Here is a 21,536-nt window from a genome sequence, read left to right on the forward strand (position 1 = left end):
TTCCGAACCGTGCTGAGCATTTCAGGCCGAGACGCGACCACGAGGAAAGCGGTGACGTCGCTTGGCCTGAGCCGGTGGGGACGTTCTCGAAAGTGCGCAGCACGGTCGCGGTCGCGGCATGCCTGGCGGTCGTGACGGGATGCACCGCGCAGCCTGCACCGTCGGCCCCGCCTCTGGCGACGAACTCGGACGACGGCTTCACCTCCCCGCTGACCGGCGACCTAGGCGTAGCGACGTTCACCGGGAGCGACGGGACCACCGGCGCCGTCCAGTTGAGCGCGGCGGACGGCCGGCTGGCCCTGACATCCGACGAGCTCGTCATCCCCACCGCGTCTTCCGGTTCCGTAGCGGTCATGGGAGCGCTCGATCCGATCGACGCGGATACCACCTGTTTCGACGTCGATTTCCCGATGCGTCTCGCGGACGCGGAGTCAGGGAAGCCCTACAAAGCGTGGCGGAACCTCGCAGAGTTCCATGGCGACCCGACAGCGATCAATCAACTCGTTCTCACGACCCGCCCGCAGGACGACCCCGACTGCTCAACCAAAATCCTCGCCATCGCTGACGTCCAGTGGAACGTGGAGCCGCAGCGCAGCACCCTCGTGGCCCGGGACGCCGGCCCACGTGCAGCAGCGCGTGGCGAGGTGTCATCCACGGACGGAGTGCCGACGTCGTACACGGTCGCTCGCAACGACCTCGCAGAGGACGTCGCGGCACGATTCGGCATGACGGCCGATGACCTGTTCTACCTCAACCCGTTCCGCTTCCCTTCGGACGAGATTCTGCGCGTCGGTGAAGAGCTGAACCTCACTGTCGCGGCGCGATGACCTCCCCCCCGCGGGTACTCGATACCGGGCCTGGCGTTCCGGCTCTTGATCAATCCTTCGGAGTGCAGTGCATGATGTCCCGATGAACGTTGGAGAGCCCCCGCAACCGAGTGCAGCGACGCCCATCGTTCTCGCCTTGGTCTTCGGCGGTCTTGCAGCCGCCCTGGGAGCCGTAGCCTCCATTTACATGTGGGACCCGAGCGAGACGTGCAGGACCCGCGGCGGAGGCAGCCTGACGGGAGAGGGGTTCCTCTGGAACCCGCTGTGCTCAGATGGTTCAACCGTTCAGCCGATATGGATGACGTTGTCGACTGCTGCGGCGTTGATCGTGGCCGTGACATGCGTCGTCATTGCGGCCAGCCGTCAAGTTGAACGTGACGGACAGGAAATTGCGTCGCCCGACGTTCTGCACGACTACTCGCGCCAGACCCTGCCGGAGGACAACGGGCTCCGCAAGCTGGGCGATGAGTGGTGAGAGATGGCAACTCCGGGGGGGGGGGGGCACCCTCCCGATGAGCGTTAGACAGTCTCCTCGGCCGGATCACGCGATCCCCCTCGTTTTCACCGTGATCTTCACCGTTTTCGCCGCCGCTCTCGGGTTGATGTCCTCTCTCTACATGTGGGATCCGGCAGAGGCGTGCGAGGTTCGTGGAAGCTACTCCAGCTCCGAGAGCTTCCTGTGGAATCCGCTGTGCGTGGACGGTTCGGCTGTCCAACCGCTGTGGATGACGGTGGCTGGCGCTGCCGCATTGATCGGTGCCGGCGTCTGCGTCGTCCTCGCGATCGCTTTTCGAGTGCTCAACCACGAGCGGGAAGTCCCGCCGCCCGTCGTCTCGCACTGGGAGTGAGCAGTCAAAGGTAGATTCGCCGGATGACGACGACTCGGACCTCCCACTCGACTCTCGCCCTGCTGCTCGCCGTTCCGGTGTTCGCGCTCGTCGGTTGCGCCGGTTCGACGGCGGGGGCTCCGGCATCGACGTCGGCCGCCGCGCCGGCGTCGACCGCGACCGCCGCCCCGACGTCCGCCCCCGCTACTCCGGCGGCGACCGCGACTGCGGGTGCGGCGGCGGCTGGTCCGGTGTGGCCGGCGGACCCATGCCGGGACACGCAGCTCACGGTCACGGTGGAGGACCGGCCCGAGCTTTCCGGGGCGGGCCAGGAAGGGTTCGCGATCGTGCTCACGAACGCCTCGGATCAGGCGTGCTCGTACTTCGGGTGGCCGGGCGTTCTGATGCTCGGCGCCGATGGGACGCAGCTCACCACCGCCGGCACGTCGGGTGCGGAAGCGTTCCCGGGGGCTCTCGCTCCGGGTGAGTCGGCGCAGGCGGAGGGCCAGCTCTCGGCGGTCGGCGCATACGACTGCACGCCGACGACCGCGACGACCGTCCGGGTGCTCGTCACCTCGGACGGCGCCGGACCGGGAATCGACACGCCCTCCGATTTCCAGGTCTGCGGCGGGGACGGTCGCAGTGACTTCACGACCGGGCCGCTCATGCCGGTGTCCTGACTCTTCTGAGTCCCGGCTGCAGTCATGGATGGGTTCGAGGGTGGAGACAGCTTCGTGCTGTTCCTGGTTCTAGGTGCCCTTCCCTTCCTCCTTCTGGTCGCCGTGGTTTCGGTCGTCACGATCGGCATCCTTCAATGGATCGGAGGGCGGGGGCGGCCCCGTCCGTAGACTGAGTGCAACCACCCCTTCGGCACGGCGCCGACCGGAACTCAAATGAGTAAATGAAGCAATGAGCACATGGGTGTGGAGTTGATCGCTTTGTGGCGGCAGTCTTTGATCGCTCCTTGACGTCGCGCTACGCGTGCGTCGGATCACCGACGATTTCAGCGAGTCAGGAATTTCGCGAGAAACGTGCGGTAAATCACTGTGAGCTGCTGCAGATCGCTTACCACGACGTGTTCGTCGATCTGATGGATTGTGCTGCTGACGAGGCCGAATTCGGCGACCTCGCCATAGTGGGCGATGAATCGCGCATCGGAAGTTCCTCCGCCGGTATCCAACGAGGGAGTTCGCCCGGTCACGGATGTTACCGCCTCGGATAACAGCGCGACGTGGCTCGATCCAGCAGTGATGAAGGGGTCGCCACTTACCTCGACTAAGAGGGTGAAGTCGGTTGCGAACTCTTCTGCCGCCCGGCGGATCAAGCCCTCGAGGCTCTCGGCTGAATGAAGGTCGTTAAAGCGAATGTTCAGATGCGCGGTTGCTTCGGCGGGCACCATGTTGTTCGCCGCATTGCCGACGTCGATCGTGGTGATCTGGAGACTCGACGGCTCGAAGCACTCGGACCCCTCGTCGAGTGGTGTTGTGGCGAGTCGGTTGAGAACGCGGATGAGGCGGTGCACCGGGTTGTCGACGAGGTGGGGGTAGGCAACGTGCCCCTGGAACCCGCGCACCGTCAGGTTGGCGTTAAGGCTTCCGCGCCGTCCGATCTTGATCACGTCGCCGATCCGCTCCGGGTTCGTCGCTTCGCCGACAAGGGTGAAGTCCGGCATGTCGCCGCGATCGGCGAGCCACTCGAGCACACGCACGGTGCCACCCGTGGCCGGCCCCTCTTCGTCTCCGGTGATCAGGAGGCTGACCGACCCAAGGTCGAGCACTTCGGGCTGCGTCTGCGAGACCGCTGCGAGGAAAGCGGCGATGGCGCCCTTCATATCGCTGGCACCTCGACCGATGATCGTCCCGTCGCGGAGTGTCGCATCGAAGGGGTCGGAGCTCCACTCGTTAGAGCCTGGGGGAACGACATCGGTGTGACCGGCGAAGCACAGGTGCGGTCCGTCGATTCCTCGGCGGGCGTAGAGATTCGGGGTGCCATCGAAGTCCAGCCGATGAACGATGAAGCCAAGGCTCTCAAGTACGCCTGCCACGACATCGAGGGCTCCGTCGTCGCTCGGAGTGACCGAAGCACATCGGATCAAAGACTGCGTGAGCGCGACGGGGTCCACGGGAGCGAAACTATTCGGCACGGAGACACCGTACCTGCAACATCAACTGCATCTCGGAAAACAACAGCTTTCTGAGACGCCCGGTCGGCATCGCTGTCGCGGTGTCGGGTCCGCGCGATTCCGAGGTCGCAGATGTCTCGAAAATGCGTCTCAACAGAAACCGTCTCAGGGTCATGATTGCGAGGAGTTTGTGAGTCACACTGGTCGAGTGAGACTTCTTGGATACACCCGCGTGAGCACATCGAGTCAGGATGCGCAGTTGCAGCTTGACGCGCTGGTGGCTGTCGGCGTTCAAAAGCGCGACGTGTTCGCTGATGTCACCTCCGGGAGCAAGACCGCGATCGAGCGCCGAGGGATGAAGAAGCTCCTCGAGCATGCAGAGTCCGGTGACACCGTGGTCGTGTGGCGAGTTGATCGGCTTGGCCGCTCCTTGATGGACGTCCTGAACACGGTGAACCTGCTGCGTGACCGCGGCATCCACGTCCGGTCTATCTCTGATGGCATCGATCCGGCGACGTCGACGGGCCGGCTGATGCTCAACATGCTGGCCACCCTCGCCGAGTACGAGCGCGAACTGATCGTCGAGCGGGTGAATGCGGGGATCGCAGCGGCGCGGCAGAACGGCACACGCTTCGGCCGCCCACTGTCCGATCCTGCAGTAATCGCCGACAAGCTCGCCATCGCCTCCGATGCTCGAGCGAAGGGCCGCACCGCCGAAGACGCAGCACGACTCGTTGGCTGGAGTCGCGCCACCCTCTACCGTCACCAGCAAGCCCTCGCCGGCCGCGAGAGCACCGCCATGTAGCAAATGCCATGGACGGTGACGAGCGGTGGCGAATTCTCCGACTTCACGTCGAAGATCAGATACCCCTCGCCGCCCTCGCACGAGACATCGGCATCGGCCTCCGCACACTACAGCGCTGGCATCAGCTCTACCGAGAAAGCGGCGTCACTGCTCTCGATCCGCACCAGCGATCGGACGCTGGTGTACGTCGAACGCCGCCTGAGCTCGTGGCGTTCATCGAACGACTGGCTTTGAGCAGGCCGCGACCAGCGCTGACCACGCTGCACCGCCTAGCAAGCGCTGAAGCAGATCATCATGGCCTGTCGGCGCCGAGCTACGCCACCGTCAGGGAAATCGTGCAAGCTCTAGACCCGGCGCTCGTAACACTCGCGTTGGAAGGACCGGCCGCCTATCGAGACAAGCACGAGCTGGTGTTTCGCCGACGCGCCGAACGTCCCAACCACATGTCGCAGGCGGATCACACCGAACTCGACATCCTCATCATGGGCACCGGGGGCGCGCCCGATCTGCCGTGGCTGACGATCGTGATGGACGACTATTCGCGCGCGATCTGCGGCTACATCGTCTTCGCCGGGGCACCGTCCGCGATGAACACAGCACTTGCTCTCCGTCAGGCGATCTGGAGAAAGCCCGACCCGACGTGGGCTATGTGCGGGATACCTGACGTTCTCCACGTCGACCACGGCTCCGACTTCACCAGCCACCACCTCGAGCGCACCGCCATCGAGCTGCGCATCCGCATCATCCATTCCATCGTCGGCAGACCCCAGGGCCGCGGCAAGATCGAACGCTTCTTCCGCACCATCAACACCGAACTCCTCGCTACCCTCCCGGGGCACCTCGGGCCCGGCAGCAGAAGCCCCCACCCAGTACTTGATCTGGCGGCCCTCGACCAGGCGATCGGCGCCTTCGTCAGGACCTACAACGAGCGCCCGCATAGCGAGCTCGAAGCCTCTCCGCGAGACGCATGGGTTGCTGACGGCTGGCTCCCGCGTATGCCTGACGGCCTCGAACAGCTCGATGGGCTTCTTCTCACTGTTCCGAAGAATCGCGTCGTGCAGCGCGATGGCGTTCACTTCCAGGGCCAGCGCTACCTCGCCCCGACGCTCGCACCCTTCGTCGGGCACACCGTCACGATTCGATATGACCCACGTGACGTCTCAGAGATCCGGGTCTACGACCGCGACACCTTCGTCTGTGTTGCCGTCGACGAAGCTCACCCCAACCTCCGACTCAGCCTCCGCGACATCGAAGCCGCCCGCCGCGCCCGCCGACGACAACTCCGGCACGTCATCAACGACCGCATTCCCACCGCCACCGTCCGGGAGGAGCCGCACAGCGTCGCGCCCGTTCCCCATCGGCGTCGGCTACGCACCTATGAAGAGGACGAGTGATGAACCAGGCCTTCATCGTGACCAAAGAGCACCGACGCTTCACCGAGTTCGCCAACGCCGTCCGCAAGGAACGAACCATCGGCATCTGTCACGGTGATGCTGGTGTCGGCAAGACCAACTCCGCCCGCCGCTATGCGAACTGGGACGCTCTCGAGCCCTACATCAACGAATGGGGCCCGCGAGGAGATCACGACGCCAAGCACTACGCCCTCGCCAACCGATCCCGCACCGTGTTCTACACACCCGAAGTACTCTGCCGACCCAAAGACCTCATGCACGACATCGACCATTGGCAAATCAAAGTCGGCCTCTGCGCCGACGAACATCTGCGCTCCCTCGAACCTGACCCGCCTTTCAAAGCACGACCAGTGGCTAACCTCGTCGAGCTACTCATCATCGACGAAGCCGAACGACTCACACCCACCGCACTCGAGCTGCTCCGCGACCGACACGACCGCGAACACCTCTCCATAATTCTGATCGGCATGCCCGGCATCGACCAACGCTTCCGCCACTACCCGCAGCTCTACAGCCGCCTCGGCTTCTCCCACCATTACCGCGCCCTCGGTCGCGACGAACTCCTCTTCGTCCTCGACCGCCACTGGAAGCGCCTCGGCCGCACCCTCGACCCCGACGACTTCACCGACGCCCAAGCCATCGCCTCCATCGAACGCATCACCCGCGGCAACTTCCGCCTACTCGAACGACTCTTTCCGCAGATAGCCCGCGTGCTCAAGATCAACGACCTCGAAACCATTACCGACGACGTCATCGAAGCCGCTGCCAGCATCCTCGTCATCGGCAACTAGCGCCACGCAACGATCAAGAGACGCCGCCACTTAGCGATCAACTCCACAAACGCGGCGCGCCGAGCAGTGTTGTCCTATAACTTGTCACTCATTCTACGACTCGTGAAAGGGTCGGGTTCGGGGTTCTGTGACGACCGATGCTAGGCGAGGGACGATGATCTCCGTGACTTCGCTGGTGCCATTACCGGGTTTTGATTCCCAGGCCCACGTCTCCTTCATTCGAAGCAGCCCAGTTGGGTCGAGAACAATCTCGGAGACGCAGGATCCCGTCGAGGTCTCGCCGTCCTCGTTGAGCTGGCAGTAGCGGAACGCCACCGTGTCACCGGTTCGAGTGCCGACAAGGAATCCCCGCCGGACTGCGCCGCCGGCGTAGGTGGCCCACACCTCGCCGTCCGCTTCGTGGTAGTCGAAGACAGTCTCAGGTCCTACTTCGCCGCCGACTGTGTCGCGGACAGCCGCGAAGCGGTAACCGTCAAGAGAGGGCAATGAGCTCGATGCGTTCATAGGAAAAGACTAGGGACGAAGTGACGGCAACTCCGGGGCAGGGGATCTACCGGGTCCAGTGCAACATCTCCGGCGAGGAAGATCATGCGCGAGCCGGCGGGAACTGTCGCGGCGTACGCATACTGCGCTGCGCCGGAGAGGCTGTTGGAGCGGATGAGGCTCACTACTGAAGTCACTGGCGTCACGCTCCGCTGTCGTCGGCCCAACGAGTCTTCCACGGCCGGGCACCAGATCGGCCCGGTGAACCATCCCGATACGGGACGGTGCCGGCCCCGCCTGCCGGTTGCAAGTAGACAAAGGCGCGGTCTTGAGTACGGTGGCGCCGTGAAACGAACAGGCGAGGGAATGGCGGGACGGCATTGCGCCGCTACGGCGCTCATTGCTGCTGGCGCACTGATGCTCGCCGCGTGCTCAGGTTCACCAGCTCCGGAGGGTGATCCGATCCGGGCAGCTCGCGCGTTGCGCGACGCGCCGCTGATCGTGCAGGAAGGCAACGCTGCCGATACCTGCGGAGAGTTCGTGCTTGATCAAACCGAGCTCGTGCCCATCAACGCGGTCGCATGCCTCGACACGGCAGCAGCAGCGGGCGAGGAGGCGGAGCTCGCCTGGAGTTCTCTCACGGATGAAGGGGATCCCGTCGTCTCTTTCGCCTACACGGCACCCTGGAACGCAGGGATCGTCTTCTCTCTGACAAACGAATACAACTCCTACGCGGATGATCACGGTTGGACCACCGGCCTCTGCCCGGACGCAACCACCGCAACCTCCGATTTCAGCCCCGAGACGTGCCCCGGTCCTGTGGAGGGATGAGTCCACGCGGACGACGAAGATGGCCCGCTCAACGATCCCCTTACGGAACACATGATCGTGGAGTGCTGAACGTTCTGATTCATGGCGTGTTCACCGACGTGCCGGACCATGATGCTCATGGAAACACGAGAACTGGCATGGGGCATTCTGGCGTGGCCTGCCGTTGCGGTCCTTGCGCTGCTGCGAACTGTGGGCAGCTGGGATGTATCGGGCGGGTCCGCAGCAGGGCTCATCGCGGGCACGGCAGCTGCGTTCACTGTCGCGGGCGCACTCCTATGGCTTCCCTCGAGTCTCTGGCTCGACCGGCGGACACGCCGCACCCCGCGCGTCGGGCGGGCTGCCGCGTTCCTGGGTCTGGGACTCGTGATCGGCGCCGCCGCCTCCACCGCGCTGGTACTCGCGTCGGGAAACGCGACCTGGCCCTCCTCCGCGGGCCTCATCACGGAATACGCAGTCACGGCAGCAACCGCTTCCCTCCTCGGCTGGCTCCTCGCCGCCACCCTTCGTGCGAAGAAGCTGCCGATCGTTCAGACGGCGGCGAATCGCGTGAACCGCTGAATGATCCGGGTCGTCGATCGATCAGCGTGCCAGCAGCAGTCCGGCCAAGCCGATGACGACCGGCACCACGGCAAAGGCCAGGAAGAGGTAGGAGAGCACGAGTCCCACCGTCGACTCCCAGCGAGGACCGACGTGTCGTCGCGCCTGATGACCGACGAGGACGCCGGCCAGCGGGAGAAGGTACTGCAGCGTGGTCGCGACTCCGATGACCAGGGGATCGCCCACCCACAGGTGGGCCACCGCCAGGTATCCGACGGCGTAGGACACGACGGCGAGAACGCCCAGCACGAACGCAGCCCGCGTCCACCCTCGTCCGCTCCGCCGCGCGGTACCCGTCTCCTTCATCACACTCATACCTCCACTGTACGAATCGCTCCTCGCGCACGCCCGCCCCTCGGAGCATGTGCCGGTCCTTCGCCCGACGTCTCGTTCGGTGACACGACCACGCCTCGGCGAGCTGCTGTCCAGCGTCAGCCGGCGAGCCGGCGTCCACAACGAGGACGCGACTCGGATTCGGAACATGTCCGATGGCTGCCTCGATAGCCTCAGCGCATGAAGATCCGAGCCGGTTCGCCTGACGATCGCGGGCCCTGCATCGACCTCTGGCTGGAGGCACTCAGAGCACGAGACGGATGCAGTCAGGACGACGCGGTCGCCGAGAGGGCTCGAGCGAAGTTCCACCGGCCTCTCGTTCGGTTCGCCGTCATCGGCTCGGATCCCCTCGGGTTCGCTCTCACCGTCGACACGGGTGATGGTCCGGGCCGACACAGTGCGCTGCTCGAACTGCTCGCCGTCGCACCGAGCGAGACAGGGCGCGGGCTCGGCCGGACACTGCTCGACGACGCGGTCCAGTCCGCCTCTCAGCTCGGCTACCTCGTCCTGAAGCTGCACGTCCGCGCCGGAAACGATCGGGCGGAAGGGCTTTACAAGGCGTCCGGCTTCGAGCCTCACGGGGATCCCGCGCCGCATCCGCTCGGTGGTCATCCGATGATCGAGTACGCGCGGACTCTGACTCACGTCAGCAACTGAGGACCTCCGGCCACCGATCCCCGTACGTGCCATCTCGCGCGACCGGATCACATGCGCACTCAACGCTGGTCGAGCGGTCGGGTCATGGCAACCTCGTCCCATGATCGTGAGCGACGGACAGGCCTGTGCCCCAGGGGACCTCGACGTGCTCACCGACCGGCTCCGACTGTGCCGGCCCGCCGAGACCGACCTGGACGAGCTGTTCCGCCTCTACACCGATCCGCGGATCGCGGAAGAGGATCCGCTCCTCCTCCATCTCTCCGCCGATCAGACCCGGGCCGTGATCGCGTATCGGAGGACCCAGTGGACACGGGACGGACTCAGCAGCTGGGTGATCCGCCGGCGCGACTCCCCCATCGACAGCCAGGATCTGATCGGAATGGGCGGATGCACTCTGCTCTCCGACGCGGCCTGGAACGTGGCGTTCACCCTCCACCCCGACCACTGGGGAAAGGGCTACGCGCAGGAAGTCGCCCTCACCGGCATCGAACTCGCCCACTTACTCCGACCGGAGCTGCCCGTCACCGCGGTCGTCGCAGAACGCAACGCACGCTCCCGCCGCACGATTGAGCGACTCGGCCTCGCGCTCAGATGGGAGGGTCCGGACGCGCACAGCCCAGACCCGACCGCACGAGTCGTGCTCTTCGCCGACCGCCAGCTCTCCGCTGAACAGGTCCGCCGGCTCACCGGCTGAACCCGATCGCCGATCGGCTCATCCGCCAGCTCAGCGAGAGCTCCCCTCACGGGCAGCGAGTCGGCACCGCCGGTGAGCATGGCGATCCTCGGCTGCGGGAACTGCAAGCGAAGCCGACCTGTCGGTCCACCAGCCGGCGCCTCCCCCTCCCCGCTCCTCGATCCCCGACCGCAGGGCAACGAGACACGACGACGCTGCGCTCGGGAGTCCACCGGCAATTCCTTGAGGGGGCACGGCCGTCCGTCGCCGGACGGATTCACGTCCACCTCTTGTTCATTCCGGCTTCGTTGTCCAGCGCCGTCGGCTGCCCTAGCGTTCGGCAGGTGGACACCAGGAGATCGACCTCGACCGGCTCTAGCTCCGTTGTGTCCTGGGTCGCTCTCGCGTCAACCGGCGTCGCCGCCGCGACACTCTGGATCGCGGACGCCGTCTGGTACGGGATCCCCGAGTCGGGTGGCCCGGGAGTCAGTCTGCTCTTCATCGGCGGATGGGGTCTTCTCACGTGCGCCGCCCTGCTCACGGTCGGCGTGCTCATCCATCTGGCGCCCTCCGCGCTGAGCCGCCACGGAAAACGCCCCGTCGAGTTCGTGCTGCCGAGCGCCGCACTCGTCCTCATCGCGGGGATCCTGCTCGCGCATCCGCTGGCGGGCAGCGCTTTCGCCTGACCCTCACCGGCATCGACCCTCGAAAATGTCTCGGCGCCTCCGGGCCCTCTCGTCAACGGGCTCTGGTGGCTTCACAATTACAGCGAGGGGTGCAACCGTTCGGGTCGGTGCACCCCTCGCTGCCGGTTGGCCGAACGCGCGCCAACCTCGAACGACCAGCAGCCAGGGATCGCCGATCGAGCGGTCACAGCCTAGATTTTCTAGACGGTCTAACTAAGTCCCCTTTCCGGGTGAGGTGGATCGTGCAGGCGATGCTGGTGCTTCGGCTGACCGCGGGCGCCGAGTTGGGAGCGGAGCGATCCGATTTCGAGGTCGATCACTCCTGGTACGGGTCGAAGCGGTGGGCGGGGCGGGGTGCGGTGGTCGTGGTGGTCATGGTCGGGCCTTCCTGTGCAGCAGTGGGAGAAGAGGAGGGGGCGGGGACCGGCGCGAGCCGGTCCCCGCCGGGTGGGCTAGCTGAGCCCTGCGGCGTCGGCGGGGGTGCTGTCGCCGGTGACGACCTGCTCGACCGGGGAGAGCGCGTATGCCCAGGCCGCGAGCTGGCGGAAGTGCTCGGCCGTGCGCTCGTCGCCGCGGCGCCAGGACTCCTTGCTCGTGTGCGCCTCCTGACCTCCGAGCACGACGGCCAGCGCGACCAGGCGGGCCTTCGCGGGGTTCGCCTCGACCAGCGCAGCGAGAGCGTCCGCGCGGTAGCCGGAGGGGCGCTCGATGCGCAGCAGCGCGTGCGCGAGGTCGCTGCCGCCCGTCATCCCGGAGGACACCGCGAACCGGTGAGCGGTGAGACCGAGAGCGATGACGCGATCCGCATCCTTCGGGAGGGTCTTGCGAGCGAGGAACGTCGCGATCCACTCGCGGCGCACCTTCTCGGCCGCCTTCCACGCCTTGTTGTTGGCGATGAGCACCTTCCGCTCCGCGGACTTCTCGGCCCGCTCCTCCTCGGCCTCCTCCTCGGTCTGCGGCTGCTCGGGGGTTCCGTAGGCGTAGGTGAATCCGGCGGCGGTCGGGTCCTGAACCAGGAGCATGACCTCGACCTCACCGCGCCAGCTGGTGTCGATGAGCACTCCGCGGCCGGGAGCGGCCGCGACCTGCTCGGGGGTGACGCTCTTCCCGTCCTCGCCGCGCAGCTGCCGCACCGGCGTCCACGTCGCCTGGTCGCCGTAGGCGTCGGAACGGGTGAGGATCTGGAAGCCGTTGCCGGTGTACTCGGCGGCGGTCGCCGCGAGGAGCCCCTGGTGCGCGGCCTCGTCGCGGAGGGTCTGCGCGGTGTGCTCGAACCGGGCCGGGTCGTGGGTGGCGACCTCGATCAGGGTCGCGCGGGCGTCGGCGTCGTCCTCGAACTCCAACAGCACCGCCGCCTGGTCAAGGGTCAGCTCGTGCTCGTGCAGAACGGACGTGACGGTCGCGGACTCCGCGACCGCAAGCCCCTTCTTAACCGCGTCGGTCTTGGTGCCGGTGCGCTTGGCGATCGCTGCAGCGGACACGCCCTCGAACGCGAGCTGCGCCCACGCGGCGGTGCGGTCCGCGACCGAAAGCTCGGCGCGCTGGTCGTTCTCGATGATCTGCTGAACGATCCGGTACTTCCGGGCCGCCAGCAATCAGTCAGGTGGACGAGCCGGTCGTCAGGTCGGCCCCCTACGCGCACCAGTCGCGCGAACGTCCGTTGACGCTGCGCGCGGTGTCGCCGGTGCCGAGGTCGACGAGCACGGTCGAGGTCGCGCTGAAGCCCGGCTCGCCCGGGTAGTCGTCCGGCCGGCCCTCGACCGAGACGGTCTCGACGGCGAGGTACTGCCCGTTCGGCGAGAGGCAGACGCCGCGGATGCGCCCTGTCGGCGAGGTGCGGAACACCTCCGAGGTGCCGGACGCGTCGACGCGGACGACGGAGTACTGGGTCGCGCCCGTCTCCGGTGCGTACTCGGCCTCGAGCTCGACGTAGCTCCCGGAGTCGAGGAGCAGGATCTGCACGGGCGTCGCGGTCGCGCTCACGTCGGCCGGCGGGAGGGCGAGCGTCTCGACCGAGCCGTCGGCCAGGTCGATCAGCGAGCCCGACTCCGGATCGGCGACCACGAGCCGGTTCGCGCCGGGCACGAATCCGCGCAGCTCCGCGTGCTGCCCGAGCGGGCTGATCGAGCCGGGCGTCAGCAGGTCGAGCAGGAGCACCGTGTCGTCGAGCGAGTGGGTGACGACGGAGGTGGTGCCGGGCACGAACATCCAGTCGCGCGCCCGCAGCGGCCCGCCGTCGATCCCGAGCACGGGGACCGCCTCGGCCTTCTGGTCGGTGAGGTCGTAGGAGTAGAGGGCGCGGTCGAGCGGGCCCGACGGCGCCTGCCCGGTGAAGGTCCAGCCGAGCACGCCCTTCTCGGGCGAGGAGTGCAGCTCGCGCACGGTCCCGGGGCCGGGGAGCGGGATGACGCCCTCGGAGCCGGTGTCGAGCGTGACCGTGCGGAGGAGGTTCGTGTCGTCCGGCTCGATGGTCACGACGACCAGCACCGGGCCGACGACGGCGTAGTCCTGGATCCGGTCGGCCGCGACGAGGACCCGGGCGTCGCCTCCGGAGAGCGGGCGGACGCGGACGGCGTCGGGCTGCGAGGGGTCGTCGGCGGTGCGGTCGAGGGTGAAGAGGTCGGGGTCCTTCGTGGTGAAGGAGGCGGAGACGTCGGCGGCCGAGCCTGTCGCGGCGCTGCGGGCGTCGTCGATCCCGATCTCGTAGCGGGTGGCGTAGCGGAGGGTGTCGGTGAAGGTGACGGTGAGCACGCCGCCGTCGAGCTCGGTGGTGTGCGGGGCGTCCGGAGCGACGCGGACGCGGTCGAGCGCGTCGGGCTCGAGCGCCTGGTCGAGGTGCAGGCGGGCTCGGGAGCCGTCGCGCTCGACCACGCCGTCGGTGCTGACCTCGAGGGAGGCGACCCGGGGCCCCTTCGCGACGGTGGCGGCGGTCAGGCCTCCGACCGCGAGGACGAGCACCGCGACGACCGCCCAGAAGAGCCGTGGGAAGCGGGAGGCGCCTGCGGAGTCGAGGCCGGGAGCGCGCCGCGCACCGCCTCCGGCCCGTCGCCCGCTCTGCGCCGACGTGCCGCCGCCGGGAGACGCGCCGGGCTCGAGAGACGCGCCGCGCTCAGGAGACGCGCCGCGCTCAGGATTCGCGCCGCGCTCAGTAGACATACGGCATCGCCGGCTCGTCGATCGGAGTGAGCGCCTCCGGCTCCAGCACGACCGCCTCGGCGCTGGTGACGCTCGGGTTCGCGCCGAAGCCGCCGCTCGCCTCCAGCCACTGCCCCTCCGACCAGGTGTCGGCCCAGCCGGCCTGGTAGACCGGCACGCCCACCGGCTGCGCGTCCACCGCGCAGCAGGTGACGACGAAGCGGGCGATGTAGAAGACGTTCTCGGGGTCGGAGGCGTCGGGGGTCACGAATCCGCTCACCGTCGCCGTGCGGCCGGCGAGGAACTGCTCGCTCGCGCCCTGACGCAGCAGGGTCGCCCAGTCGCGCACGCTGAACGAGGCCGTGTCGCCGGTGGGCGCCGCAGCGGTCACGGAGGCGTCGACGGCGCTGGTGTTGACCTCGCGCTGCGTCGCGGTCGAGGCGGTGAGGGCGGCCGGCGGGAGCACGAGCAGGGCGACGGCGGCGGAGGCGATCACCGCGACTCCGGCCGCGACCGCGACCACCCGGCGCCAGGGGCGGGCGGGCACGGGGGCGTGGAGGTGCTCGACGTCGTCCTCGTGCTCGTGGGCGTCCTCCTCGGCGCCCGGCACGACCGCGAACGCCGCGATCAGCAGCACTCCTGCGATCACCGCGAGCACCACCGAGAACTCGAAGTAGCGGGGGTGGATGTAGAGGCCGAGTCGGCCGGTCGCCGCGAGCCACAAAGTCGAGACGACGCCGATCAGGCTGAGGACGACGCCCTTCCAGCGGGCGAGGAGGCGCTCAGAGCGCATAGTTCACCGCCAGTCCCAGCACGGCCGCGGCGAGGGCGACCAGCACGGTGACGCGCACCAGCGTCGCGGCCGAGAACGTGGTGCGGAGCAGCGCGAGCATCTTGACGTCGATCATCGGGCCGAAGACGAGGAACGCGATGATGCCTCCCGGCAGGAACGTGGAGCCGAACGAGAGCACGAAGAACGCGTCGACGTTCGAGCAGATCGAGATGACGAAGGCGAGCACCATCAGCGCCAGCACCGACCAGAGCGGGTCGCCGCCCAGAGTGGTCAGCACGTCGCGCGAGACGCCGACCTGGATCAGCCCCGCGATGGCGGCGCCGACGAACAGCGCCGGCATCATCGCCCCGGTCTCCTCGGCGAACAGCAGCACGCTGCGCCGGGAGCGGTCGCGGAGGGAGCGGGAGGGCCGCTCGCCCGCCTCGCAGGCCGCGCGGAAGCGGTCGGTGAGCAGGCTCATCGGCTCGGAGTGGCGGCTGAAGATCCAGCCGACGAGGTTCGCGATCGCGAAGCCGCCGACGATGCGCCAGACGAGGATCCCGTCGGCCCAGCCGAAGGCCTGGTAGGTCGTGACGATGGTGATCGGATTCACGATCGGCGCGGCCAGGAGGAACGTCATCGACTCCGACACCGAGAGGCCCTTGACGATCAGCCCGCGCGCGAGCGGCACGTTGCCGCACTCGCAGACCGGGAGGAGCACGCCGAGCAGCGAGATCACGAGCCGCCGCGGGAGCGCCCGCTTGGGCAGGATCCTCAGCAGCACGGCCTCGGGCACCCACAGCTGCACCGCGATCGAGAGGACGATGCCGAGGAACACGAACGGCAGCGACTCGATGACGACGCTGATCGAGAGGGTGAGGAAGTCGCGCACCGCGTCCGAGAGGGCGTCGCCCGCCGCGTCCGGGGCGAGCAGGCGCGTCGCCACGAGGACGGCGACCAGGGCGAGCCCGAGGAGCGGCCCGCGCCGCGACCGCCGGGCGCCCGGGGACGCGCGGGTCGGGGCGGCGAGCGCGGATTCGGGGGACATCCCGACCCATCGTAGGCGGGGGTCCTGCGGGGGCCGGCGCGGGGCGCGGCTGCGACGTACCCGGCGAGTGTGAGCCCGGCCCCGCGAGGTCCGGCCGACCGCGAGTGTCCGATGGTCGTCGCACTCGCGCTCGAGTGCGACGACTTCTGGACACTCGGTGCGAGGGCGGGCGCCGAGGGTCGCGGGAGGCGGGCGCGGCACTCGCGCAGAAGCCCTCCGGGTGCAGGATGAGCGCATGCCCGCCTCCCCCGCGCACCCCCTCCGCGTGCGGATGCAGCCGCGCGCGATCGACGAGGCGCACCGCGTCTCGAGTCCGCTCGAGCTGCTCGTCGACCTGACCTTCGTCGTCGCGATCGCGCAGATCGCCCAGCAGCTCGCCCACGCGACCGAGGAGGGGCACCTCGCCGAGGGGCTCCTCCCCTTCGGCATGGTGTTCTTCGCGATCTGGTGGGCGTGGATGAACTTCACCTGGTTCGCCTCCGGGTACGACACCGACGACGTGCCCTACCGGCTGCTGACCCTCGCCCAGATGGGCGGCGTCCTGGTGCTCGCGGCGGGAGTGCCGGCCGGCTTCGAGGAGGGCGACTACCGGGCGATCACCATCGGCTACGCGATCATGCGGTTCGCGCTGGTGAGCCAGTGGATCCGCGTCGCCGTGTCCACTCCGGAGCACCGCACCTCCGCCGTGCGCAACGCCGTCGGCTTCTCGATCGTGCAGGTCGGCTGGCTGCTGCGGCTGCTCCTGCCCGAGGAGGTCGGGGTGGTGAGCTTCCTGCTCCTGGTCGCCTGCGAGCTGGCGGTGCCCCTCTGGGCGCAGCGGGCGGGCGACGCGAACTGGCATCCGCACCACGTCGCCGAGCGGTACGGGCTGTTCACGATCATCCTGCTCGGCGAGGGCGTCCTCGCGGCGGTGATGGGCGTGCAGCGGGCGGTGACGGAGGCGGGCGTCAGCACCTCGCTCGTGCTGGTCGCGGCCTGCGGGCTGGTGATCGTGTTCGCGCTGTGGTGGCTGTCGTTCTCGCATCCCTCCGGCGAGCTGCTGGAGCGGCGGCGCGGCCTCTCCTACCGCTGGGGCTACGCGCACTTCGCGGCGTTCGCGGCCCTCGCGGCGCTGGGATCCGGGCTGGAGGCGGCCGTCGCCGCGACCGCGGGCCACCTCGAGGCGTCCGACACGGTGATCGGCGCGGCCGTCGCGGTCCCGGTCGCGGTCTTCGTCCTGACCCTGTGGGCGGTGCACGCGCCGCTCGGCGAGCACCAGCCGATGCCCGCGCGGCTGGCGCTCCCCGGTGTCGCGCTGGCGCTGGCGACTCCGCTCGTGGCGGGGGCGCTCGGCGTGGGCGGGGTGCTGGTCGCGCTGGCCGCGGTGTCGGCGGGGCTGGTCGCCGCGGTGGTGGGGCGCGGGCGCACCGCGGAGTGACGGGGTCGGCGGGCGAGGCGCGTCGCCGTCCCGAGAGGCGCGTCCGGCGCCTCGAGACACCGCCCTCGTCGGCGAGACGCCGGCCTGGCGGCGGTGTCCCGGCGTGAGCGGAACGCCTCGACGACCGCACTGCGGCAGCGGCTACCCCCGGCGCGGCAGCGGCTCCGGGCGGCGGGGCACCCAGCAGCGGACGCGCGAGCGGTAGCGCTCGAAGTCGGCGCCGAAGCGGGCGGCGAGGTCCGCCTCCTCCAGCGGGCGCACGGCCTGGTTCCAGACGACGGCGCCGAGGAGTGCGTACAGCACGACCAGCCACGACGAGAGCAGCAGCCCGACCGCCGCTCCCTGCACGATGCCGGCGACCGCCATCGGGTTGCGGACCCAGCGGTAGGGGCCGGCGATCACCAGCCGGTTGGTCATCGCGATGGGCAGCGGCGTGCCGTCGCCGAGGATCGACATCGTGAGCCCCGACCAGATCCCGAGCGCGCTCGCCGCGACCAGCAGCAGGACGCCGACGCCGACGACCGCGGGCGGTGCCGCTCCGAGGCTCACGCCCCAGCGCTCCTCCAGCGCGGCGATCACCAGCGGGACGACGACCAGCGCGCCTCCCCAGAACACCGCGATCTGCCCGAGGGTCGCGGCGAGGTGCGATCCGGGTCGGCGGCCCGCGGTCGCGACCCGGAAGGAGAGGGGACCGGAGGCGATCCAGCGCGTGGGCACCCTGCCGAGCAGGAGCAGGCACGCCGCGACGACGGAGCCGCCCGCCGCGGTGAGCATCGCGACGACGCCCCAGCCCGCCTCCCCCGTCAGGGTGGCCCAGACGGTCAGCGCGACCGCGACGAGGAGCGTCCAGGCCGTCGCGGTGACGGCCGCCCAGCGGATGCCGGCGGCGGCGAGAGCGGAGGCGCCGACGAACAGCGGGAGGTCGAGTGCCGCGACAGGGACGGGATCGAGGCTGCCGAGCGTCGCGATCCGCACCGCGGGGACGAGCGCCACGGCGACCCACCAGGCCGCTCCGCCGAGCGCCTGCACGGCGAAGTAGAGGCGTCCCCAGGGCATGGCTGCACGGTACTTCATAGCTGAACCCAAGGAACGACCCAGGGCGTTGACGGGCTCAGCGCCCTAGGCTCGGAACCAGTTCCCGCCGCCTCCACGAGAAGCGGCCCACCACGACGCCAAGGACGACGCCGATGAACCGCACGACCGTGATCACCGCACTCGCCTGCGGGCTCCTCCTCACCGCCGCCGCAGCCACTCCCGCTGTCGCCGCGACCTCGGACACCGCCGGGGACTCCACCCGCTCCGTCGACGAGTTCGGCGTTCTCGCCGCGACCGACGGCGACACGCTGCTGATCAACGGGCGCGCCTTCCTCCTCGAGTAGGTCCTCCCCGCCGGGCACGGCCGCGAGGACGCCACTCGCGGCGCCGGCCTCCTGATCCGCCGCTGCGTCGACGTCGACGCCGCCGCGGCCGTATTCCTGGTGACGACGGTGCACGGCTTCTCCGGGCCCGAGATCCTGCCCGCCTACCGCGAGGCGCTGCGGCACCCGCGCACCGAGCACCTGGTGTCGATCTCGGACAGCGACCGCTCCCCCGAGCTCGACTACGCGGCGACGGTGCACCACGGGATCGACGTGGACGGCTTCCCCGCCGGATCCGGAGGAGAGGACCTCGTGATCCTCGGCCGGATCCACCCCGACAAGGGCACGGCGGAGGCGATCCGGATCGCCGCCGCGGCCGGGCGGCGACTCGTGATCTGCGGCATCGTCCAGGACGAGCGCTACTGGCGCGAGGAGGTCGAGCCGCTCGTCGACGGGACTCGCGTCGTCTACCACGGCTCGGTCGGGCCGGAGGAGCGCGCCCTCGTGCTCGGCGGGGCGCTCGCGCTCCTGCATCCGATCGGCTTCGACGAGCCGTTCGGCCTCTCCGTCGTCGAGGCGATGGCGTGCGGGACGCCGGTGATCGCGTACCGCCGCGGATCCATGGCCGAGATCATCGACGAGGGCGTCACCGGGTACGCGGTGGGCTCCCTGTCGGAGGCGGTCGCCGCGGTCGAGCGGGTCGGACTCCTCGACCGCGCGGCCGTGCGGGCGACCGCGCGCCGCCGCTTCGCCGTGGACCGGATGGTCGACGAGTACCTCGCGGTGTACGCGGGAGTGCTGGGGCGCTGACGCCGGGCGGGGTGCGCGGCGTCGTGACGGGGACCGGGCGCGTGCCGGGCTCGCGTGGTTCCGCTGACGCCGGGAGTCCTGCCCCGCGCTGACAGCTTTTCTCGCGTGGATCCCGGGACCGCCGTAACGAGTGACGGAGCAATCCTTCGAGAGCCGACAGTCATCTTCCGCCCGCGCCGTGGCCCACTTATCCTCCGATCCGAGCACATGGTGGGATGAGCATCATGTGTTCCCAGAGGAGCGCGATCGAACCGACAGGAGCCGACTATGGACGACGACATTCAGCTGATCGAGGACGCTGACGGCATAGCCGTGATCGGAGAGCCTTCGGCTGTGGACCGATTTCTACATTCGGAGGGTCTCGAATCGAAGGACCTTGGACTCGAGCGCCTCCGACCGGCAGCCGGCGCGGCGGCGGGCGTAGTGCAGGCAGCGGCCGCGATCTCGGCCGGTTCCGGTCGATGGGTGAAACTGACCGAGCAATCCGCCACTGCGCTGCGGAAGCACGGCCACATGGTGAACTCCAAGAGCGGACTCGCGATGGGTGTCGTGCAGGGCAAGGACGGCCGGATCAAGAGCATCGTCCAGTTCGCGCAGACCGGCCCCGGGGCGCTCCTGACCAACCCGGCAGCGTTGTCGAGCGTGGCGGGGATGATGGCGCAAGCTTCCATGCAGCAGTCGATCGACGAGATAAACGACTATCTCGCGACGATCGACGAGAAGGTGGACGATCTTCTCCGCAACCAGAAGGACGCCGTACTGGCCGACATGATCGGCGTCGACCTCGTGATCGAGGAGGCGATGACCATTCGCGAGCGGACTCGTCGGGTGTCCGAGGTCACGTGGTCTAAAGTGCAGTCGACCACTTTGACCCTCGCACGCACTCAGGCCTACGCCCTGCGACAGCTCGACGCCCTGGCCGAGAAGCTCGAGCGGACGACGAAACTGGGAGACATCGCGAAGGCGACCCGGGAGGCCGAGCCGAAGGTCCGCGAGTGGCTCGCCGTGCTCGCCCGATGCATACAGCTGCAGGAATCGACCGCGATTCTCGAGATCGATCGAGTCCTGGATTCGGCTGCGGACGATCTCGATGAGCACCGCATCGGCCTGCAGACTGCTCGGAAGAACCGGCTCGACACGATCGCTCGCAGCACGGAGCGCCTGATCGCTCGTATGGACTCGGCTGCGGGCAGTGCAAATGCGCGAGTTCTGTTGAATCCGCTCGGCGCCCGTGCTGTTGTCGAATCGAGCGACCGCCTCGCGAGCGGTGTGGTCGACTTCCACCTCCACGTCGGCCTTGAACGTCTCCGCGACTCGATGAAGGCCAGGGGCTGGTTCGCCGCTGTGGCCGACGCCCGCGACAAGGTCCTCGAGACGGGCGCTGAAGGATTCGATGCAGCCCGTCGCTTCGGCGACGAGGCGGTGACTCGTGGCCGAGCAGCGACAGACGACCTCTCCATCCGCCTCGCAGAAGGCGCCTTGCGTCGTCGCGCGAATGGATCGCAGGGCGAAGACGATGCGGCTCAGACCGCGCCTTTCGACGCGCCGTCGCAAAGGAGCGACCCAGCCGAGCGGGACGAGTGACCACGGATGGGGGCTACCCCGCTCGACCCGGTCGTTCTAGGGGGGACAGGCGAGCGGGGTCGACGTCGTCGTGTCGAGACCATCTCGCGTCACCGCGTCGAGCCGGTGCGGATCGATGTCACGAGGCCGCCGGGCGAGATGCTCGCTCAGCTGGCCCGCATCGGGCGAGCGGCTGCCTGGCGGGCACGAAGCGAAACTTCTTCCGCGCTCTGACCGAGGTACCCCGTCACCGGGCTGGTCTCTCCATCGATCGACTCAACCCCGTCGGCCCCCGCCCCGTACGGCGCCGCGAAGGCCGCCTGCGAGCAGGCCGTGCTGGCCGGATCCGCGCCGTCCCTGATCGCGCGCGCCGGCCTGATCGGCGGCCC

At 68.6% G+C, this 21,536-nt stretch carries 25 protein-coding genes; 16 read left to right on the plus strand and 9 right to left on the minus strand.

Going from position 1 to position 21,536, the window contains the following annotated elements:
- Positions 1-92: 92 nt before the first annotated feature.
- The 4 genes from C5B98_RS08585 (at position 93) to C5B98_RS17260 (ending at position 2,334) form a co-directional block, all read left to right on the plus strand.
- Complete coding sequence (locus tag C5B98_RS08585) at positions 93-827, plus strand: LysM domain-containing protein (protein ID WP_146076934.1); 735 nt, start codon at positions 93-95, stop codon at positions 825-827.
- A gap of 298 nt (positions 828-1,125) precedes the next feature.
- Complete coding sequence (locus C5B98_RS16935) at positions 1,126-1,302, plus strand: hypothetical protein (protein ID WP_181027276.1); 177 nt, start codon at positions 1,126-1,128, stop codon at positions 1,300-1,302.
- A 91-nt stretch (positions 1,303-1,393) separates the two neighbouring features.
- Entirely contained in the window at positions 1,394-1,675 is a 282-nt protein-coding gene (locus tag C5B98_RS08595; RefSeq protein WP_104223367.1) for a hypothetical protein, read from the plus strand.
- 23 nt (positions 1,676-1,698) lie between these two features.
- Positions 1,699-2,334: a DUF4232 domain-containing protein gene (locus C5B98_RS17260; RefSeq protein ID WP_104223368.1), complete on the plus strand. Its 636-nt coding sequence runs from the start codon at positions 1,699-1,701 to the stop codon at positions 2,332-2,334.
- Positions 2,335-2,657: 323 nt separating this feature from the next.
- Here C5B98_RS17260 and dapE read toward each other — a convergent pair whose 3' ends face one another.
- Positions 2,658-3,776 (minus strand): succinyl-diaminopimelate desuccinylase, encoded by a 1,119-nt coding sequence (gene dapE / locus C5B98_RS08605; protein WP_219812919.1) that lies wholly within the window; start codon positions 3,774-3,776, stop codon positions 2,658-2,660.
- A gap of 208 nt (positions 3,777-3,984) precedes the next feature.
- On the opposite strand from dapE, the gene C5B98_RS08610 reads away from it, so the two are divergent.
- From C5B98_RS08610 to C5B98_RS08620, 3 genes are read left to right on the plus strand one after another with little or no spacing between them, the layout of a single operon-like run.
- Positions 3,985-4,581: a recombinase family protein gene (locus tag C5B98_RS08610; RefSeq protein WP_104223370.1), complete on the plus strand. Its 597-nt coding sequence runs from the start codon at positions 3,985-3,987 to the stop codon at positions 4,579-4,581.
- Between the two features lie 8 nt (positions 4,582-4,589).
- A complete protein-coding gene (locus C5B98_RS08615) occupies positions 4,590-5,975 on the plus strand; it encodes a Mu transposase C-terminal domain-containing protein (RefSeq protein ID WP_104223371.1) in 1,386 nt (461 codons plus the stop codon).
- Positions 5,975-6,784 (plus strand): AAA family ATPase, encoded by an 810-nt coding sequence (locus tag C5B98_RS08620; protein WP_104223372.1) that lies wholly within the window; start codon positions 5,975-5,977, stop codon positions 6,782-6,784. Before C5B98_RS08615 ends, C5B98_RS08620 begins: the two co-directional genes overlap by 1 nt.
- Positions 6,785-6,877: 93 nt before the next feature.
- Here the strand turns inward: C5B98_RS08620 and C5B98_RS08625 are convergent, their stop codons facing one another.
- Positions 6,878-7,288: a hypothetical protein gene (locus C5B98_RS08625; RefSeq protein WP_104223373.1), complete on the minus strand. Its 411-nt coding sequence runs from the start codon at positions 7,286-7,288 to the stop codon at positions 6,878-6,880.
- Between the two features lie 324 nt (positions 7,289-7,612).
- On the opposite strand from C5B98_RS08625, the gene C5B98_RS16655 reads away from it, so the two are divergent.
- Positions 7,613-8,098: a hypothetical protein gene (locus C5B98_RS16655; protein ID WP_146076936.1), complete on the plus strand. Its 486-nt coding sequence runs from the start codon at positions 7,613-7,615 to the stop codon at positions 8,096-8,098.
- A gap of 108 nt (positions 8,099-8,206) precedes the next feature.
- The gene (locus C5B98_RS16660; protein ID WP_146076937.1) at positions 8,207-8,656 is read left to right on the plus strand and encodes a hypothetical protein; all 450 of its coding nucleotides are present in this window, start codon (positions 8,207-8,209) and stop codon (positions 8,654-8,656) included.
- 21 nt (positions 8,657-8,677) lie between these two features.
- Here C5B98_RS16660 and C5B98_RS08640 read toward each other — a convergent pair whose 3' ends face one another.
- Positions 8,678-9,010 carry a hypothetical protein gene (locus C5B98_RS08640; RefSeq protein WP_104226378.1) on the minus strand — a complete coding sequence of 111 codons (333 nt, stop codon included), beginning with the start codon at positions 9,008-9,010 and terminating at the stop codon, positions 8,678-8,680.
- Between the two features lie 198 nt (positions 9,011-9,208).
- On the opposite strand from C5B98_RS08640, the gene C5B98_RS08645 reads away from it, so the two are divergent.
- From C5B98_RS08645 to C5B98_RS08655, 3 genes are all read left to right on the plus strand, one after another.
- Complete coding sequence (locus C5B98_RS08645; protein ID WP_104223376.1) at positions 9,209-9,685, plus strand: GNAT family N-acetyltransferase; 477 nt, start codon at positions 9,209-9,211, stop codon at positions 9,683-9,685.
- A 100-nt stretch (positions 9,686-9,785) separates the two neighbouring features.
- Positions 9,786-10,379, plus strand: coding sequence for a GNAT family N-acetyltransferase (locus C5B98_RS08650; protein ID WP_104223377.1), 594 nt, complete (start codon positions 9,786-9,788; stop codon positions 10,377-10,379).
- Between the two features lie 365 nt (positions 10,380-10,744).
- Complete coding sequence (locus tag C5B98_RS08655; RefSeq protein WP_104223378.1) at positions 10,745-11,044, plus strand: hypothetical protein; 300 nt, start codon at positions 10,745-10,747, stop codon at positions 11,042-11,044.
- Positions 11,045-11,496: 452 nt separating this feature from the next.
- Here the strand turns inward: C5B98_RS08655 and C5B98_RS08660 are convergent, their stop codons facing one another.
- Genes C5B98_RS08660 through C5B98_RS08675 form a run of 4 tightly spaced genes read right to left on the minus strand, consistent with a single transcriptional unit; the run spans position 11,497 to position 15,999 of the window.
- Positions 11,497-12,639, minus strand: a complete 1,143-nt coding sequence (locus C5B98_RS08660) for a hypothetical protein (protein ID WP_104223379.1) — start codon at positions 12,637-12,639, stop codon at positions 11,497-11,499.
- 37 nt (positions 12,640-12,676) lie between these two features.
- Complete coding sequence (locus tag C5B98_RS08665; protein WP_146076938.1) at positions 12,677-14,200, minus strand: hypothetical protein; 1,524 nt, start codon at positions 14,198-14,200, stop codon at positions 12,677-12,679.
- Positions 14,190-14,972 (minus strand): TIGR03943 family putative permease subunit, encoded by a 783-nt coding sequence (locus C5B98_RS08670; protein WP_104226373.1) that lies wholly within the window; start codon positions 14,970-14,972, stop codon positions 14,190-14,192. Before C5B98_RS08670 ends, C5B98_RS08665 begins: the two co-directional genes overlap by 11 nt.
- Positions 14,962-15,999, minus strand: a complete 1,038-nt coding sequence (locus tag C5B98_RS08675; protein WP_104223382.1) for a permease — start codon at positions 15,997-15,999, stop codon at positions 14,962-14,964. Before C5B98_RS08675 ends, C5B98_RS08670 begins: the two co-directional genes overlap by 11 nt.
- Positions 16,000-16,234: 235 nt before the next feature.
- Between C5B98_RS08675 and C5B98_RS08680 the strand changes: the two genes are divergently transcribed.
- Positions 16,235-17,416 (plus strand): low temperature requirement protein A, encoded by a 1,182-nt coding sequence (locus C5B98_RS08680; RefSeq protein ID WP_219814440.1) that lies wholly within the window; start codon positions 16,235-16,237, stop codon positions 17,414-17,416.
- Positions 17,417-17,557: 141 nt separating this feature from the next.
- Here the strand turns inward: C5B98_RS08680 and C5B98_RS08685 are convergent, their stop codons facing one another.
- Positions 17,558-18,472, minus strand: a complete 915-nt coding sequence (locus tag C5B98_RS08685; RefSeq protein WP_104223383.1) for a methyltransferase — start codon at positions 18,470-18,472, stop codon at positions 17,558-17,560.
- A gap of 131 nt (positions 18,473-18,603) precedes the next feature.
- Between C5B98_RS08685 and C5B98_RS08690 the strand changes: the two genes are divergently transcribed.
- From C5B98_RS08690 to C5B98_RS08700, 3 genes are all read left to right on the plus strand, one after another.
- Positions 18,604-18,795 (plus strand): hypothetical protein, encoded by a 192-nt coding sequence (locus tag C5B98_RS08690; RefSeq protein WP_104223384.1) that lies wholly within the window; start codon positions 18,604-18,606, stop codon positions 18,793-18,795.
- Between the two features lie 99 nt (positions 18,796-18,894).
- On the plus strand, positions 18,895-19,584 hold the full coding sequence (locus C5B98_RS08695; RefSeq protein WP_258063475.1) for a glycosyltransferase: 690 nt from the start codon (positions 18,895-18,897) through the stop codon (positions 19,582-19,584).
- Between the two features lie 267 nt (positions 19,585-19,851).
- Positions 19,852-21,168, plus strand: a complete 1,317-nt coding sequence (locus tag C5B98_RS08700) for a hypothetical protein (protein ID WP_219813477.1) — start codon at positions 19,852-19,854, stop codon at positions 21,166-21,168.
- Between the two features lie 146 nt (positions 21,169-21,314).
- Here the strand turns inward: C5B98_RS08700 and C5B98_RS17130 are convergent.
- Positions 21,315-21,536 (minus strand): hypothetical protein (locus C5B98_RS17130; RefSeq protein ID WP_219814441.1); only part of this gene is annotated, 222 nt, incomplete at its 5' end.

Origin of the sequence: Rathayibacter sp. AY1A5 (genome assembly GCF_002930875.1) — a bacterium.
Taxonomy (GTDB): Bacteria; Actinomycetota; Actinomycetes; order Actinomycetales; family Microbacteriaceae; genus Rathayibacter.

What these genes read in the sequence shown, in the direction of transcription:
- C5B98_RS08665 (WP_146076938.1), bottom strand. Translation starts at nt 14,200, where the DNA reads ATGTCTACTGAGCGCGGCGCGAATCCTGAGCGCGGCGCGTCTCCTGAG.
- C5B98_RS08620 (WP_104223372.1), top strand. Translation starts at nt 5,975, where the DNA reads ATGAACCAGGCCTTCATCGTGACCAAAGAGCACCGACGCTTCACCGAG.
- C5B98_RS17260 (WP_104223368.1), top strand. Translation starts at nt 1,699, where the DNA reads ATGACGACGACTCGGACCTCCCACTCGACTCTCGCCCTGCTGCTCGCC.
- C5B98_RS08625 (WP_104223373.1), bottom strand. Translation starts at nt 7,288, where the DNA reads ATGAACGCATCGAGCTCATTGCCCTCTCTTGACGGTTACCGCTTCGCG.
- C5B98_RS08670 (WP_104226373.1), bottom strand. Translation starts at nt 14,972, where the DNA reads ATGCGCTCTGAGCGCCTCCTCGCCCGCTGGAAGGGCGTCGTCCTCAGC.
- C5B98_RS08615 (WP_104223371.1), top strand. Translation starts at nt 4,590, where the DNA reads ATGGACGGTGACGAGCGGTGGCGAATTCTCCGACTTCACGTCGAAGAT.
- C5B98_RS08690 (WP_104223384.1), top strand. Translation starts at nt 18,604, where the DNA reads ATGAACCGCACGACCGTGATCACCGCACTCGCCTGCGGGCTCCTCCTC.
- C5B98_RS08645 (WP_104223376.1), top strand. Translation starts at nt 9,209, where the DNA reads ATGAAGATCCGAGCCGGTTCGCCTGACGATCGCGGGCCCTGCATCGAC.
- C5B98_RS08640 (WP_104226378.1), bottom strand. Translation starts at nt 9,010, where the DNA reads ATGAGTGTGATGAAGGAGACGGGTACCGCGCGGCGGAGCGGACGAGGG.
- C5B98_RS08650 (WP_104223377.1), top strand. Translation starts at nt 9,786, where the DNA reads ATGATCGTGAGCGACGGACAGGCCTGTGCCCCAGGGGACCTCGACGTG.
- C5B98_RS08675 (WP_104223382.1), bottom strand. Translation starts at nt 15,999, where the DNA reads ATGTCCCCCGAATCCGCGCTCGCCGCCCCGACCCGCGCGTCCCCGGGC.
- C5B98_RS08685 (WP_104223383.1), bottom strand. Translation starts at nt 18,472, where the DNA reads ATGCCCTGGGGACGCCTCTACTTCGCCGTGCAGGCGCTCGGCGGAGCG.
- C5B98_RS16935 (WP_181027276.1), top strand. Translation starts at nt 1,126, where the DNA reads ATGACGTTGTCGACTGCTGCGGCGTTGATCGTGGCCGTGACATGCGTC.
- C5B98_RS08680 (WP_219814440.1), top strand. Translation starts at nt 16,235, where the DNA reads ATGCCCGCCTCCCCCGCGCACCCCCTCCGCGTGCGGATGCAGCCGCGC.
- C5B98_RS08700 (WP_219813477.1), top strand. Translation starts at nt 19,852, where the DNA reads ATGGACGACGACATTCAGCTGATCGAGGACGCTGACGGCATAGCCGTG.
- C5B98_RS16660 (WP_146076937.1), top strand. Translation starts at nt 8,207, where the DNA reads ATGATGCTCATGGAAACACGAGAACTGGCATGGGGCATTCTGGCGTGG.